Origin of the sequence: Sphingopyxis sp. OPL5, from assembly GCF_003797775.2 — a bacterium.
In the GTDB taxonomy this organism is placed as follows: domain Bacteria; phylum Pseudomonadota; class Alphaproteobacteria; order Sphingomonadales; family Sphingomonadaceae; genus Sphingopyxis.
Genome location: NZ_CP060725.1, coordinates 532,438 through 546,104, shown reverse-complemented (window position 1 = coordinate 546,104; position 13,667 = coordinate 532,438). Strand labels below are relative to the sequence as shown.

Below are 13,667 nucleotides of genomic sequence, written 5' to 3'. Positions count from 1 at the left end.
CATGCTGTCTCCGCTCCCTCTGACCATACCCCATGCCGCGGCCGCGGCGTCGGACCGCTGGGGCGATTTGCCCGCGGTGATCGAGGATGGCGATGTCTGGAGTTTCGCGGAGCTCTGGGCGCGCAGCCGTGCCGTCGCATCGGCGCTAATCGGTCGCGGGGTGGGCAAGGGAGACCGCGTCGCGATTTGGGCGCCGAACAGCCGCGAATGGATCGTGGCTGCCATCGCCGCGATGAGCTGCGGTGCCGCGGTGGTGACGCTCAATACACGGCTCAAGGGCCGGGAGGCCGGCGACATCCTGCGGCGTAGCCGCGTGCGCCTGCTGTTCACGGTCAGGGAATTTCTCGGCATAGACTATCGGGCGCTCATCGCGGACGAGAGCCTCCCCGCGCTCGAGGAGACAATCCTCTTAGACGAGGGGCTTCAGGCATTTGCGGCAAGCGGCGATGGACCCGGTGACGACGCAGTCGACGCGGCGATGGCTACGATCGACGCCGAAACCATCTCCGATATCCTGTTCACCAGCGGGACGACCGGGGCGCCGAAGGGCGTGCTGATGACGCACGGCCGGGTGCTGCCGCAATGCGCGGTGTGGATCGAGAATACAGGTCTCGGCGAAGGCGAACGCTATCTCATCGCCAATCCCTTCTTCCACAGTTTCGGGATGAAAGTGGGCTGGGTTGCCTGCCTTCTCGTCGGCGCCGTCGCGGTTCCGATGCGCCAGTTCGGGGTCGAGGAGGCCATTGCGATCATCGAGCGCGAGAGGATCAGCTTCCTCCCCGGGCCCCCGACGATCTTCCAGATGTTGCTCGCACGCCATGAGCAGCGGCCCTTCGATGTCTCGTCGCTTCGCGGCGGGACGACGGGGGCCGCGACCGTTCCCCCGGTGCTCGTCGAGCGGATCCGGACCATCCTCGGAATGCCCGACATCATTACCGCCTATGGCATGACCGAATGCGTCAACATCACGGGCTGCCGGCGAGGCGACCCGGTCGAACTGATCGCGAACAGCTGCGGCGCCCCGATCCCCGGCAACGAAGTGATCATCGCCGATGAGGGCGGCCGCGAGCTTGCGCGCGGCACGGCCGGCGAAATCCTCGTGCGGGGCCAGGGCGTGATGCTAGGCTATCTCGACGACCCCGAGGCGACGGCAGAAGCGATCGACGGCGCGGGCTGGCTCCACACTGGCGATATCGGCACGATGGACGCTGATGGCTATGTCAGGATCACCGACCGCAAGAAGGATCTGTATATTTCGGGCGGCTTCAACGTCTATCCGGCGGAGGTCGAGAAGCTGCTCGCCCAGCATCCCGGAGTTGCGATGGTCGCGGTGATCGGCGTTGCCGACGAGCGGATGGGCGAGGTGGGCAAGGCCTTCATCGTCGCCCGGCCCGGCGCCGAGCTGTCCGATGCGGCGCTCGGCGGCTGGTGCCGCGAGAATATGGCCAATTACAAGGTTCCGCGAAGTTTCGAGATCGTGACCAGTCTGCCGACAAACGCATCGGGCAAGGTCTTGAAAACCGAGTTGCGGGCGACTGCCGGCTAGGGCGCCAAGGTTACAGGAGAGAAGGGCGGCATGACGACGGATAGCGGTAGCGGCAGCGCCGATACGAACGCTGGAACCATGTCGGTCCGCGAGGGCTATGCGTTCGATGAAGGACGCCTAGCCGAATGGATGCGCGGGAATGTCGCCGACTATTCGGGGCCGCTGCAGGTCGAGCAGTTTCGCGGCGGACAGTCGAACCCGACCTACAAGCTGATCACGCCCGGTCGCTCCTATGTGCTGCGGCGCAAGCCCCCCGGCGACCTGGTGCCGGGCGCGCACGCGGTCGAGCGAGAGGCACGCGTTCTGCAGCGTCTCGGCGAGACGGGGTTTCCGGTCGCCCATGTCTATGGTCTCTGCACCGACGACGCGGTGATCGGGACCTGGTTCTACGTCATGGAACATGTCGAGGGCCGGATATTCTGGGATGCGACCTTTCCCGATGTCGGCCGCGAGGAGCGGCCCGCCTATTTTTACGCCATGAGCGAAACGCTCGCCCGTCTGCACGCGATCGATCCCGAGGCGGTGGGTCTTGGCGACTTTGGCAAGCCCGGCAATTATTTCGCGCGCCAGATAGGCCGCTGGACCAAACAATATCTCGGTGACGAGGCGGCGGGGCGCAATCCCGACATGGATGCGCTCATCGAGTGGCTGCCGGCGCATATCCCGGCGGGCGACGAGACGCGCATCATCCATGGCGACTTTCGCTGCGACAATATGTTCTTCGACCCGGAGCGTCCCGAAATCCGCGCGGTGCTCGACTGGGAGCTTTCGACCCTCGGACATCCGCTTGCGGACTTCGCCTATAGCGCGATGATGTACCGGATGCCGCCCGATATTGTGGCCGGGCTCGCGGGCGCCGATCTTGCGGCACTCAATATCCCCTCCGAGGATCAATATATTGCGCGCTACTGCGCTGCGGCGGGTCGGTCCGATATCGCGGACTATGAGTTCTACATTGCCTTCAACCTCTTTCGCCTCGCCGCAATCTTCCACGGCATCAAGGGAAGGGTGATCCGCGGAACCGCCGCGAGCAGCGAAGCGCCCCGGCGCGCTGCCTCCTTCCCGCTTCTCGCGCGCATGGCGCGTGACGCGGCGCGCTCGGTTGGCGGCTGACGAGACGAGGCACAGGATCCAGAATATCAAAGGGAGAGCGTCATGACGGTACAATCGAGCATCTCTGCGACGGAGGGGCCTATCCCGACGCGCGACATCGAGCAGGGCAAGCGCAACCTCGATGCCTATGGATTTACCGTGCACGAAGATCTTCTTACCCCTGACGAGGTGTCGCAACTGCGCGATCGCCTGTGCGAGCAGGCCGAGTTGGAGTGCGAGGAAGGCGTCGCAACATATCGGCTGGCGGAGCGGGTCGATGGCGCGATCGCCGATCGCAAACTCGGAAAACCGCCCGCTGGCGCTTCGATCGCATGGCAGGGCGTCCTGGCGCTCGTGAACAAGGGAAGGGACTTCATCGATCTCGCCATGCACCCCGTTGTGCACGAATATGGACGGCATATTCTCGGGGGAACGCCCTATTATATGGCGCAATCGACGGGTCTTGTCGTGCGCAAGGGATCGGGCGGACAGGTGATGCACATCGATCACCAGCCGATCCCCTTCCAGATTCCGGTTCCGATTTATTTTCACGCCATGGTCGCGCTGAGCGATTTCGAGGGCGACATGGGCGCGACCCAGGTCGTTCCCGGAAGCCATTTGTCGGGACGCGCGCCCGGTATCGCGATAAACCCCGAGACCGGGAAGGCCGAGACGCTCGAGACCGTCGATACGGTGCCAGCCGTCTGCCGTGCGGGTTCGGCGATCATCTTCGAAAGCCGCCTTTGGCATTTCCAGGGGACGGCGACGTCCGACAAGACGCGCCTCTCGATCCTGAATGGCTATTGCATGCACTTCATTCGCGCGCAGGACGATTACGTCGCCTCGCTTCATGACGATGTCTATCAGGAACTCAGCGAGGAAGAACGGCGCATGCTCGGCTTCGAAGTCGTCACCGAATATACGGGGCGCTACTATCCGCGCTATGCTGGCGACGAGCGCAGCAACACGAACGCACGCTATCCCTTCATCCCCGAATTGCGACGCGGCGGCTCGAAACATGCCCGGCCGTTCGAGGGAATGGGATCAAACGAGCATTAAGGAGCGCCTTGGCTCGTCACCAGCTGCAGCGTTTCGCGGGCCGGCTTTTCTGACAAGGTTTCGAGCAAGGCGGCAAACAGGCCCTTGTCGATCCTGCCGCTTTGCTGATCATGCGCCTCGGCGGATAACCAGCTCTCCTCGAAACGATAGGAACAAGGCCGGGAGAGATTGTCCAGCAGTCTCGTCCCGGCAAGCCCGTCGAGCGTGTCGAGAGCCTGTTGCAACCGGCCGATCGCCGCGAGGAAAGCCTCGTGCCGATCGGCCCGGTGCGTGAGATCATAGGCGTAGACAATCATCGGCTGAAACGCAGGTCAGGCCGCTGCCTGTTCGATGTCGATCATCACCTTGACGGCCTCGGGCGTCCCTTGTGCCTCGAACGCATCGCTGACCTCGCCGAGCGGAAAATGGTGCGAGATAAGGATATTCCTGTCGACGGTGCCGCTGCGCATCAGTTCGAGCGATTCTGCGAGTTCTTCGGCCGCGTAGCCGTTCGATCCCATGATCACCGGCTCCTTCTTGATCACATAGCCGAAGTCGATCGACATGCGGTCTTCATATCCGCCGAAGCAGATGATCCGGCCCCCGCGATTGGCAAGGCAGTGCAGTGCGATCTCGAGCGGCGGCGGACCCGGAATATGCTTGATATAGCCCGCGCAGTCGAAGACCACCGCGATATTGGCGGACTCGCCGCGATAGTCATTCTCACGTCCGCATAGGCGCGCCGCTTCCTCGAAGATATCGTGCTTTTTCGGGTTAATGCCGTCGGTCGCACCCACCGTCTTTGCCATGTCGAGCCTGCGGTCATGGATGTCGACGGCGATGATCTTGCCGATATCCGGCACCTTGGTGCGCAGCGCCTGGATGACGCCGAGCCCGATGATGCCGACGCCGATCACCATGACATTCTCGCCCGGAGCGACCGCCGCCTTGCGCACCATCTGGAGCCCGTCGGCCATCGGTTCGGTCGTCGCGGCTTCGGCGAAGCTAACCCCTTCGGGGATGCGGACGAGCTGGAAAGGGTTGACCGGAACTGTGACGAATTCAGCCATCCCTCCGCCATAGCCGGTGACGCCGACGACGGCCTCGCCGACGTCCCATCCCTCGACGCCCTCGCCAAGCTCCGCGATACGGCCCGAAAATTCATGACCGGGTACGTCATAACCTTCGGGTGTGCTCCGCACGAGGCTCTCTCGGTAGCTGTCGTTGCGATACATGTGGAGATCCGACCCGCAGATTCCGCAGGCCTCGACGGCGACAAGCACTTCGCCGGCCCCGGGAGCCGGACGCGTCGCGTCGTCGCGCGCCTCGATGCGGCCGGGCTCGATGTAATTGGCTGAAAGCATCTTCTTTCTCCTCTCTGTGCGAGCCTAGCGGCTTGCGACCGCAGCTTCGACCTGCTGCGGCGCTGTGGCCGCGTGCTTCTCGAACGCCCGCTTGGTTGCGCTGGTGATGGTCTCGATGAAGCCGTCGCGGTTGGCGCGCGCCCAGTCGAAGGACTCCTGTCTCAGACGGTTCTCGCCGTTGATCGCCGGCAGAACATAGCGCCCGATCATCTCCATCGAACGCTTTTTGTCCGCCGTATCGGCCCAATTCTTGTCGAGGACGAGCAGGCAGCCGAAATCCGGCACCTTGAGCTCTAGACGGCGTACCTGTTCGATCGCATCGTCGGGTGTTCCGACGACGATCTGGTGGGTTTCGATCAGTTCCTCGAGCGTCTTGTGCGCGGGTGATTCCTTCAACTGCTCGGACTGGTTCTTGATGTAGAGGAGATAGCGTTCATAGCCTTCGCGAACCTGGTCCATCGCCTTGTCGCGCGTCTCGGCGACATGGATGTCGGTCGCGCAACGGATGCCGCTGGGATCCATCGAACGCCCGTCACGCGCGGCCGCTTCGCAGGCGATTTTCCAGTTTGTCGACAGCGCGTCGAAACCGCCCATGACCGTCGACGCGAGGCAGAGCATACCTGCGGAATATTTTGCCGCCAGCGTGCCGCCGTTCGGCGAAAAGGTGCTTGCGACGCAGACTTCGAGATCGCGCTGATAAGGCAGGATCTGGCAATGGGCGTCGCGCAGGTCGTACCAGCCCTCATAATGTTCGGTAATCCATTCGCCGCGCAGCAGCCGTGTTACCACCGACAGGCCGACGTCGAGCTTGTCGCGCGACTCCTTCGCGTCGAGACCGATCATGTGCGCGTCGCTCACCAGAAGTCCCGGGCCAGCGCCGAAGATAGCGCGTCCGAACGACAACTGATCGATCTGCGCGATGCGGTTCGCGGTCATCAGCGGGTTGTGATAGGGCAGGGACGCGACGCCGGTGCCCAACTTGATCCGCTTCGTCCGCTGCGCGGCGGCGGCAATCATGAGCTCGGGCGAGGCGCTGATCTCATAGCCTCCCGAATGATGCTCTCCGAACCAGAATTCTTCGAAACCGATCTCATCGGCATAGCGCGCGAGCTCCAGATCGCGTTCGAGCGCCAGCGTCGGACTTTCATCCAACGGATGGAAAGGAGCGAGGAAAACCCCCGCACGAAGCTTCACCTTGCGCATGATTCGTCTCCCGTCTATTTATATTACGTTACGCATCGTAACGAAATGACGGGGCGCGCGCAAGCCCTTGTGCGTGGAACCGCGGAAGGTAGAATGATCGTGCAGACGTTGGAGAAGAGGGGAGCGGACATCGCTGGAACGAAGCGCGCGCCGGGGAGGAAGCCGGCTGCCGGGCGACCGCGCAACGAGGAGATCGGCGATCAGATCCTGAGCGCCGCGCGGGCGCTGCTTGCCGAGAGCGGTTATGATGCGCTCACGTTTGAGGCGATAGGCAGCCGGACCGGGATCGGACGGCCAACCATCTATCGCCGCTGGCCAAGCAAAGTGCATCTTGTGGCCGAGATTGCCTATGGACCCGATGGTGAAGATTTGAGGGAAACCGGCGGGGATCTCTTGTCGCAGCTCCTTTCGCTCGTGCGGCAGGTCGCGCAGAATTATTACAAGCCTGAGGTGGTGGCAGCGACCGCAGGTCTCAACAGCGCCTTTCAATACGAACCGGCTCTTCGCGAGGAACTGCATAAACCGGCTGAAGCGGGTGCGCGGCGCCAATTGGCCGGTATTGTCGACCGCCTGAAGGCGCGGGGAGAAATTGTCCTTGATGCTGATCCGGATCTTCTCTTTGACATGATTATCGGAGCCGTGACGTTTCGCCTCATCTTCAGCTCCTTCGATCGGGAGGACGATTTTGAAGCGGCGCTTGCGCAAAAGCTTCACCGGGCTTTCAAGGTAATCTGAACGCGCCTGGGCCTGAAGGTGGCCGAACTGGCGCCATCATTTTCGCGATCAGCGATCAGCGATCAGGGTCGAGGTCACCGTGCGGAAGTGTTGCAGGGAGCGAGGGATAGGCCGGCCCGCCGCGCGCGCGCGGGATCAGGCGCTGGCCCTGATTGACCGGAAATCCCCAGTTGGTTTCGCGCTGCGCCACGAAGAGCGTATACCATTGCTTCTCCTCGCTCTTGGCGCCCTGGTCGATGCGATGCAGCGTGCGCACCTGGCGAACGAGGTTGCGCATATGACCCTCGAGTTGCCGGATGGAGGATTTCGTCAGCCGCACGGATTCATATCCGAAAAACTCCTCGGTGTTGGCGAAATCCATCGCGACGAAATTCTTGCGGATATCGTTCTCGATCGTCCGGCGGATCGGGCCGCCGGGCCTCCATTCAACGTGGCGCGTCCCCCGGATCCGGACGCGATTGCCGGGCAGCAGTTCGATGAGCTTCAGGCGGTCGAGACGGGCAAGCAGCCGGACGACCGTCGGCTCGTCGATCGCATATTCCTCCATGATCTCTGGAACGGTCATCCCGCTGTAGAGTAGCAACCGCATCAGCGCGAGCGCATAGTCGGCGGCCAGTTCGGTCTCCTGCTGCAGTTCGAGATCGAGCGCGTCGCCGCTGTCGTCCGCCTTGGCAATTTCTGCGAGTTCGAGAAGGCCCAGGCCAAGACAGGCCCCGATATCCTCAAGCGTCTCGACCGGCACACGCTCGGAATTGAGGTAGCGCTTCACGGTCATGACGCTGACACCGAGCTGGTCGGCGATATCCTTGTAGCGCATGCCCCGGATCCGGATCTGCTGCTTGAGGACGGTCTTCAGAAGCCTGCTCTGGCGGTGGCGGCGCGCTTCCAAGTCGGCGCCGCGAGCGTGGGCCTCGCCTGGTGCCGAGCGCGACTCCGAGACCGGACCGGCGGTGTCTTCATCGTTCATAGTCTCTCCCGACCATGCGCCCGGCAGCGCTTTCATGGTCCGTTGCTTCGTGCGGTCCTTCGCGAGCGCACTTTTATGTCGCATGGCCTATATCGCATATGCCATCCGGGTAACAGTTATTGTTACCTGAGGTGTCAGGAGAGTGAAGCGGGCGCAGATTATGAAGCTGAATCGCGCCATTGCGCTTGCCGTGAGCGCGTAAAATCCGGACCTTCCCTCCAGCACCCGGCGAGGTGCACAGGAGAGGAAAGCCGACGTGCTCACCAATATCTATGTCATCGACTATGTCCTGAAGGATCTCGAAGGAGCCAAGGACCGGCTCGACCGGATTTTCGGAACCGAACCTCTGTGGATCCACCCCGACATGACGCCGGGGCAGTCGATCACCGCCATGTATTATCAGCTCCCAGGGAACGGCGAGATGTCGCATGCGCTCGGCTTGTTCCAGGAAGGCGGAGACTCGATCCGGGTTCCCGAGGACCGTATCTTCCTCATCGGGGTCATGTGCGACAACCTTCCCGCGACCATGGCAGAGCTCCGCGGCCGCGGCCTCGAATTCGCTCACCCCGAGCCGCAGACTTATGCCGTCGGCGAGAGCAACACCCTCGGCACGCTTCACGGGCTCGAAGTCTTCATCGCGTGCCATGTTCCAGGTGGTGAAAAGAAAGCGCGCGAAATGATGTTCACGCGCGACGGCTCATCCGATTTTGGCGACGAGACGCAGGGCGGCCTCTTCCGCGGCATCGGCGGGATCGATCTCGTCGTCGCCGACCTCGAAGCGGCGCGCGAGACCTATGCGAAGGTCTTCGGGTCCGACGCGGTCGATACCACCGCGCGCTCGGCCGAACCCGGTCTTCGCTCGGTTCACTTCAAGGCGCCGGGCAACGGCTGGGGCGTTCGCGAGGTGGGCCTCTATGCGCTTGCCGATGGCGAGACGCGCGGTCGCCTCGCCGAACGGCTCTCCTCGATCATCGCGAGCCGCGGCGAGGGCGTGTTCCGTCTCGACATGCTCATGAGTGATCTGGACGCGGCACGGGCGCTGCTTGCCGGCCGCGGGATCGATCTTCCCGCGGGGCCGTCGCCGATACTCGAAGACATCAATGGCGCAGACCTGCGCTTCGTCGCCGATGCGGCGCCGGCACGGTCCTGAGCTTTTCCAGGAAGGATAGACGCATGGTTCGACAAACACGGGTCGCACGCGAGGATTCGATCTTCGCGCAGCACCGCAAGCAGCCCCTGATGCTGGGCATTTTCGCCACCAACGGCACCGGCTCGGGCGGTATCCACACCGTGCCATCCTCCTATGAAGTGACCTGGGACCATAGTCTCGCTATTGCGCAGCTCGCAGACCGCCTCGGCTTCGAACTCTTCATGCCCGTGTCGCGCTGGAGAGGATTCGGCGGCGAGAGCAATTTTGCCGGCGAGACCTATGAAACACTGACCTACATGGCGGCGATCGCAGCGGTCACCGAACGGCTGATGACCATCACCACGATCCATCTGCCGATGGTGAACCCGGTGTTCGCGGCGAAGGCGGTTGCGACCATCGATCATGTGTCGCGCGGCCGGGGCGGCATCAATATGGTGATGGGCTGGTACAAGGAAGAAATGGGCATGTTCGGCCTCGCGCCGCACAAGCAGGAAGACCGCTATGCCTATGCAACCGAGTGGCTCGACATCGTGCGCCGGCTGTGGAGCGAAGAGGAGCCGTTTGATTACAAGGGCGAGTTTTTCGACCTGAAGAATCTTGTCAGCGCGCCGAAGCCCATCCAGGCGTCGCCCCCGCTCGTAAGCGCTGCGACCTCGGCCGACGGTATCGCTTTCGCGTCACGGCATGCTGATGTGACCTTCGCCCGGTCCGACGATCGCGAACGGCTGAAAGCGCATGGCATCACGCTGCGAGAAACGGCGGCGGCGGCGGGCAATCCCGACGTCGGTATGGCATCGCTCGCTCTTGTCGTCTGCCGCGAGACCGAGGAAGAGGCGCGCCGCCACCATCAGCTGCTGCGCGACAATGCCGACCTCGTCGCCGCGCGCCGGCTCGCCATGTCCTCCGGCATCCCGGTCGACAAGATACCCGAAGAGAAGCAGGACGCGGCGCTCCGCGATATCGCGATGTCGGCCGGAAGCGACGCGCTCATCGGAACGCCCGAGCAGATCGCCGACAAGATCGCAGGCTTCCACGACGCCGGCGTCGATGCGCTTTTCCTCGGCTTCCACGACTATCTCGAGGAAATGCCCTTCTTCGCCGAGAAAGTGCTTCCGCTGCTCGAACAGCGCGGACTCCGCCAGCATTCCGGCCGCAGCCCGCCAGCGTGAAAGCCGCCTGATACCGCGCCGCCGGCGCTTCCGGCAAAAATCAAAAAGGACCCCGAAGATGGGTCTACAAGGGAAGGGGAAAGACCATGTTGAAGACCAAGCCACAGGTCCGCGCTGCGCGCGCGCTGCTTTTGTGCAGCGCCGCCGCGCTTCTCGCCGCCGTCCCGGCCGCGGTGGCTGCGCAGGAGAATGACGCAGCCGCTGCCGATGCGGGGCTCCAGGACATCATCGTCACCGCGCAGAAGCGCGAGGAGAATTTGCAGCGGGTGCCGATCGCGGTGACCGCGCTCACGAGCGACGCGCTCGAGGCGCAGCGGATCACAAGCGTTGCCGGGCTCGGCGCAGTCGTGCCCAATTTCCAGGTCATTCGCCAGCCGAGCAACGCCGCGCTGCCCGTCTATTCGCTGCGCGGCATCCTTGCCGGCGAAACGGCGGCGCAGGTCGACAATGGCGTCAGCATCTACATCGATGGCGTCTATCTGGGCCGGGCTTCCGGCAGCCTGTTCGACGTCGCGGACATCGAGCGTGTCGAGGTGCTGCGCGGGCCGCAAGGCACCTTGTTCGGACGGAACACGACCGGCGGCGCGGTGAATTTCATCACGCGGCCGCCGAGCGGCGAGTTCGGCGTCAGGCAGGATCTTACATATGGCCGCTACAATGAGTTCCGCTCGCGCACTCGCGTCGATCTCCCCGAATTCGGCGGGCTCAGTGCATCAATCACCTACGCGCACCGCGAAACCGATGGCTATGTGAAGAACCTCGCAGCCGGGGTCGAGCGTATCTACGGGCCCGGAACGGGAGGCGAGATCGGCACCAGCCGTGCGGCCAGGACGCTCGGCGAGGAAAATTCGGACTCGATCTTCGCCGCGGTGCGATATGATCGGGGCGGTCCTTTCACCGCCGACTACAAGTTCGACTTCACCGATTTCAGGGGGTCTCAGCTGGGGTTTCAGGCGCTCGGCTTTCGCGGCGCGAACGATCTGCCCGGGACCAACCCTCTCGGCGCCACCGCCGAATTCATCTTCTCGCTGCAACCCGGGCTCGGCGGAACCAACATCATTTCGTCGGAGCCGCTCGACGCTATCTACGAGGCGCAGCGCGCGACCGACCGGCTGCGCTCGCAAGGCCATAGCCTGACGCTGGCCTATGAGGTCAGCGATGCGATCACCGTTAAGAATATCGCTGCCTATCGCAAGCTTCGCCAGCTCAGTCTTGGTAACAGCTTCGACGGCAACAAGCTGATCGATCCCTTTGGAGGGACGGGCAACGAGTTCACCATCCTCAACGCCATCTCGAACCGCAAGCAGCATCAATATTCGAACGAGCTGCAGATCAACGGCAAGTCGGACGCCTTCGACTGGGTAGCTGGCGCCTTCTATTTCGAGGAGAATGCGACCAACTACAATCCAGTCATGTTCTTCAAGACCTTCCCGCCGCAGGGACAGCCGGTGCCCGTCACCGCTGCGGACCAGTTCTCCAATGTCGACGTTACCAATCGCTCTTATGCGGCCTACGCGCAGGGAAGCCTCAAGCTCTTCGACCGCCTGACGCTGACGGCGGGCGCCCGCCACACATGGGACAAGCGGCGCGAGGTCAATTTTCTTACGGCTCCGGCGACCGACAGCCGCGCGTCCTTCAGCCGCCTGACCTGGCAGGCCGTCGCCGAATATCAGGCAAGCGACGGCGTCATGGTCTATGCGAAGGCCGGAACCGGATATCTTTCGGGCGGCATCTACAATGGCACGCGCTTTAACCCGGAAAAGCTGATCTCGTATGAAGTCGGACTGAAAGGACAGTTCTGGGACAATCGGGTTCGCCTCAACCTCGCAGCGTTCGATGCAGATTATGACGATCTGCAAGTGTCGGTGTTCACCACCGTTCTGAACTATGAAAATGCCGGCAAGGCACGCATCCGCGGGCTCGAGGGCGAACTGACCATCGCGCCCGTCGAAGGTCTGCAGATCGGTGCCAATCTCGGTCTCCTCGACTTCGAGTATAAGCGCTTCATGTCGACCGCCGCGACCGGCACCCCACAGGATATCGCCGGCATTGCCAAGCGGACCCAGACGCCGAAATTCACCTTTGCACCCAGCGTCCAGTATCGCACCCGCCCGACGGGAAGCGGCGCCTACGCATCGGTGCAATTCGATGCGTCGTACAAGAGCGACATCAGCTTCATCCTCATCCCGCCCGCCGACCCGGCGCTCCGCCGCGCTGCGACGACGCAGGCGCACTGGCTCGTCAATGGCCGCCTGTCGATCGCCGACCTGCCGCTTGCCGGAGCGCAGATGAAGGTGTCGCTCTGGGGCCAGAACCTCTTCGACAAGCGGGTGGTCGAATATGCGTCGGATATCAGCGGCTTCATCTCGGCCAGTTTCAACCGACCGCGCACCTATGGCATCGATGCGACGATTGAATTCTAGACGGGGGGTGGTCCGGCTCGGGAGGGGCTCCCGGGCCGGCCAATGTCATGATGGAGGAATGGTTTCACCGATGAGCAGCAGAGATACGGCGACGACGCTCGGGGAGCTGTTCCTTGACGCACGCTCGCGCAACAGCTGGAAGAAGGAGCGATTGCCCGACCGCCTGTGGTGCAAGCTCTACGATGTCCTCAAGATGGGGCCTACATCGGCGAATGTCTCGCCGGCCCGCTTCCTGTTCTGCGTCACCGACGAAGCGAAAGCGCGCGTTGCGCGCCACATGTCGGCGACCAATGCTGCGAAAAGCATCGATGCTGCGGCGATCGTCATCATTGCGCAAGACCTCGCATTTGCCGACAGGATGCCGGAGCTGTTTCCCCACAATCCCGGGGCAAGGCACTGGTTCGCCGATCCGATCACGCGCGACGAGACGGCCTTTCGCAACGGCACGCTGCAGGGCGCCTATCTCATGATGGCGGCGCGAGCGATGGGCCTCGATTGCGGTCCGATGTCGGGCTTCGACCGGGCGGCGCTCGACGAGGAGTTTTTTGCAGGTACCGAACTGCGCTCGAATTTCCTCTGCGCGCTCGGGCATGGAGACGACGAGCCGCTTGAACGTCTGCCGCGCCTTTCATTCGCTGATGCCTGTTCGCTTCTCTAGCCGCGAGCCCCGATCGCCGCTCCGGAGTAGGAAATGCGACCCCTCTGGTCGCTGACTGGCGGCATCCTCCTGACCGATTGACGGTAATCGGTACAGGGGATGCCGTCTCCTTTCACTTCGCTAATTGCGGTCGGCTAGCGGTCGGCCGCCGATGGGAAAAATTTGAACCGAATAGAAGCGGGGCGGCGTCGGTTGTTATGACCGAGCTTTGGCGCTGTGGCGGCTGCAGCGCGGAGCGCGGATCGCTCGACCGCACGCCGGCCTCGCAGGCTTGGCCCGGGGTCGCATCTGCCGTCCAGCCATGCGAGGGATCAGGAGCTCG

At 63.0% G+C, this 13,667-nt stretch carries 12 protein-coding genes; 8 read left to right on the top strand and 4 right to left on the bottom strand.

The genetic code is table 11. The features are described from left to right. The first annotated feature begins 1 nt into the window (after position 1). From EEB18_RS02610 to EEB18_RS02600, 3 genes are read left to right on the top strand one after another with little or no spacing between them, the layout of a single operon-like run. Entirely contained in the window at positions 2-1,546 is a 1,545-nt protein-coding gene (locus tag EEB18_RS02610) for an AMP-binding protein (protein ID WP_187140530.1), read from the top strand. Positions 1,547-1,576: 30 nt separating this feature from the next. Next, complete coding sequence (locus tag EEB18_RS02605; RefSeq protein ID WP_187140531.1) at positions 1,577-2,659, top strand: phosphotransferase; 1,083 nt, start codon at positions 1,577-1,579, stop codon at positions 2,657-2,659. Between the two features lie 42 nt (positions 2,660-2,701). After that, a complete protein-coding gene (locus EEB18_RS02600) occupies positions 2,702-3,697 on the top strand; it encodes a phytanoyl-CoA dioxygenase family protein (RefSeq protein WP_187140532.1) in 996 nt (331 codons plus the stop codon). Here EEB18_RS02600 and EEB18_RS02595 read toward each other — a convergent pair. Genes EEB18_RS02595 through EEB18_RS02585 form a run of 3 tightly spaced genes read right to left on the bottom strand, consistent with a single transcriptional unit; the run spans position 3,694 to position 6,243 of the window. After that, positions 3,694-3,993, bottom strand: a complete 300-nt coding sequence (locus EEB18_RS02595; RefSeq protein WP_187140533.1) for a hypothetical protein — start codon at positions 3,991-3,993, stop codon at positions 3,694-3,696. The two genes, EEB18_RS02600 and EEB18_RS02595, sit on opposite strands and share 4 nt — an antisense overlap. 15 nt (positions 3,994-4,008) lie before the next feature. Beyond that, positions 4,009-5,040: a zinc-dependent alcohol dehydrogenase gene (locus EEB18_RS02590; RefSeq protein ID WP_187140534.1), complete on the bottom strand. Its 1,032-nt coding sequence runs from the start codon at positions 5,038-5,040 to the stop codon at positions 4,009-4,011. A gap of 24 nt (positions 5,041-5,064) precedes the next feature. After that, positions 5,065-6,243: an LLM class flavin-dependent oxidoreductase gene (locus EEB18_RS02585; protein ID WP_187140535.1), complete on the bottom strand. Its 1,179-nt coding sequence runs from the start codon at positions 6,241-6,243 to the stop codon at positions 5,065-5,067. Between the two features lie 93 nt (positions 6,244-6,336). Here EEB18_RS02585 and EEB18_RS02580 point away from each other — a divergent pair, with 93 nt between their 5' ends. Next, complete coding sequence (locus tag EEB18_RS02580; RefSeq protein WP_187140536.1) at positions 6,337-6,978, top strand: TetR/AcrR family transcriptional regulator; 642 nt, start codon at positions 6,337-6,339, stop codon at positions 6,976-6,978. A 55-nt stretch (positions 6,979-7,033) separates the two neighbouring features. On the opposite strand, the gene EEB18_RS02575 is transcribed toward EEB18_RS02580, so the two are convergent. Next, the gene (locus EEB18_RS02575; RefSeq protein ID WP_187140537.1) at positions 7,034-7,945 is read right to left on the bottom strand and encodes a helix-turn-helix domain-containing protein; all 912 of its coding nucleotides are present in this window, start codon (positions 7,943-7,945) and stop codon (positions 7,034-7,036) included. A gap of 256 nt (positions 7,946-8,201) precedes the next feature. On the opposite strand from EEB18_RS02575, the gene EEB18_RS02570 reads away from it, so the two are divergent. The 4 genes from EEB18_RS02570 (at position 8,202) to EEB18_RS02555 (ending at position 13,345) form a co-directional block, all read left to right on the top strand. Beyond that, the gene (locus EEB18_RS02570) at positions 8,202-9,095 is read left to right on the top strand and encodes a hypothetical protein (RefSeq protein WP_187140538.1); all 894 of its coding nucleotides are present in this window, start codon (positions 8,202-8,204) and stop codon (positions 9,093-9,095) included. Between the two features lie 23 nt (positions 9,096-9,118). Next, entirely contained in the window at positions 9,119-10,264 is a 1,146-nt protein-coding gene (locus EEB18_RS02565; RefSeq protein WP_187140539.1) for an LLM class flavin-dependent oxidoreductase, read from the top strand. Positions 10,265-10,350: 86 nt separating this feature from the next. Continuing rightward, complete coding sequence (locus tag EEB18_RS02560) at positions 10,351-12,687, top strand: TonB-dependent receptor (RefSeq protein WP_187140540.1); 2,337 nt, start codon at positions 10,351-10,353, stop codon at positions 12,685-12,687. A 58-nt stretch (positions 12,688-12,745) separates the two neighbouring features. Continuing rightward, positions 12,746-13,345: a malonic semialdehyde reductase gene (locus tag EEB18_RS02555; protein ID WP_316248990.1), complete on the top strand. Its 600-nt coding sequence runs from the start codon at positions 12,746-12,748 to the stop codon at positions 13,343-13,345. Positions 13,346-13,667: the final 322 nt, after the last annotated feature.

Excerpts from the sequence above, each read along its gene's own strand:
- EEB18_RS02610 (WP_187140530.1), top strand. The coding sequence starts at position 2 with ATGCTGTCTCCGCTCCCTCTGACCATACCCCATGCCGCGGCCGCGGCG.
- EEB18_RS02605 (WP_187140531.1), top strand. The coding sequence starts at position 1,577 with ATGACGACGGATAGCGGTAGCGGCAGCGCCGATACGAACGCTGGAACC.
- EEB18_RS02600 (WP_187140532.1), top strand. The coding sequence starts at position 2,702 with ATGACGGTACAATCGAGCATCTCTGCGACGGAGGGGCCTATCCCGACG.
- EEB18_RS02595 (WP_187140533.1), bottom strand. The coding sequence starts at position 3,993 with ATGATTGTCTACGCCTATGATCTCACGCACCGGGCCGATCGGCACGAG.
- EEB18_RS02590 (WP_187140534.1), bottom strand. The coding sequence starts at position 5,040 with ATGCTTTCAGCCAATTACATCGAGCCCGGCCGCATCGAGGCGCGCGAC.
- EEB18_RS02585 (WP_187140535.1), bottom strand. The coding sequence starts at position 6,243 with ATGCGCAAGGTGAAGCTTCGTGCGGGGGTTTTCCTCGCTCCTTTCCAT.
- EEB18_RS02580 (WP_187140536.1), top strand. The coding sequence starts at position 6,337 with ATGATCGTGCAGACGTTGGAGAAGAGGGGAGCGGACATCGCTGGAACG.
- EEB18_RS02575 (WP_187140537.1), bottom strand. The coding sequence starts at position 7,945 with ATGAACGATGAAGACACCGCCGGTCCGGTCTCGGAGTCGCGCTCGGCA.
- EEB18_RS02565 (WP_187140539.1), top strand. The coding sequence starts at position 9,119 with ATGGTTCGACAAACACGGGTCGCACGCGAGGATTCGATCTTCGCGCAG.
- EEB18_RS02560 (WP_187140540.1), top strand. The coding sequence starts at position 10,351 with ATGTTGAAGACCAAGCCACAGGTCCGCGCTGCGCGCGCGCTGCTTTTG.
- EEB18_RS02555 (WP_316248990.1), top strand. The coding sequence starts at position 12,746 with ATGGTTTCACCGATGAGCAGCAGAGATACGGCGACGACGCTCGGGGAG.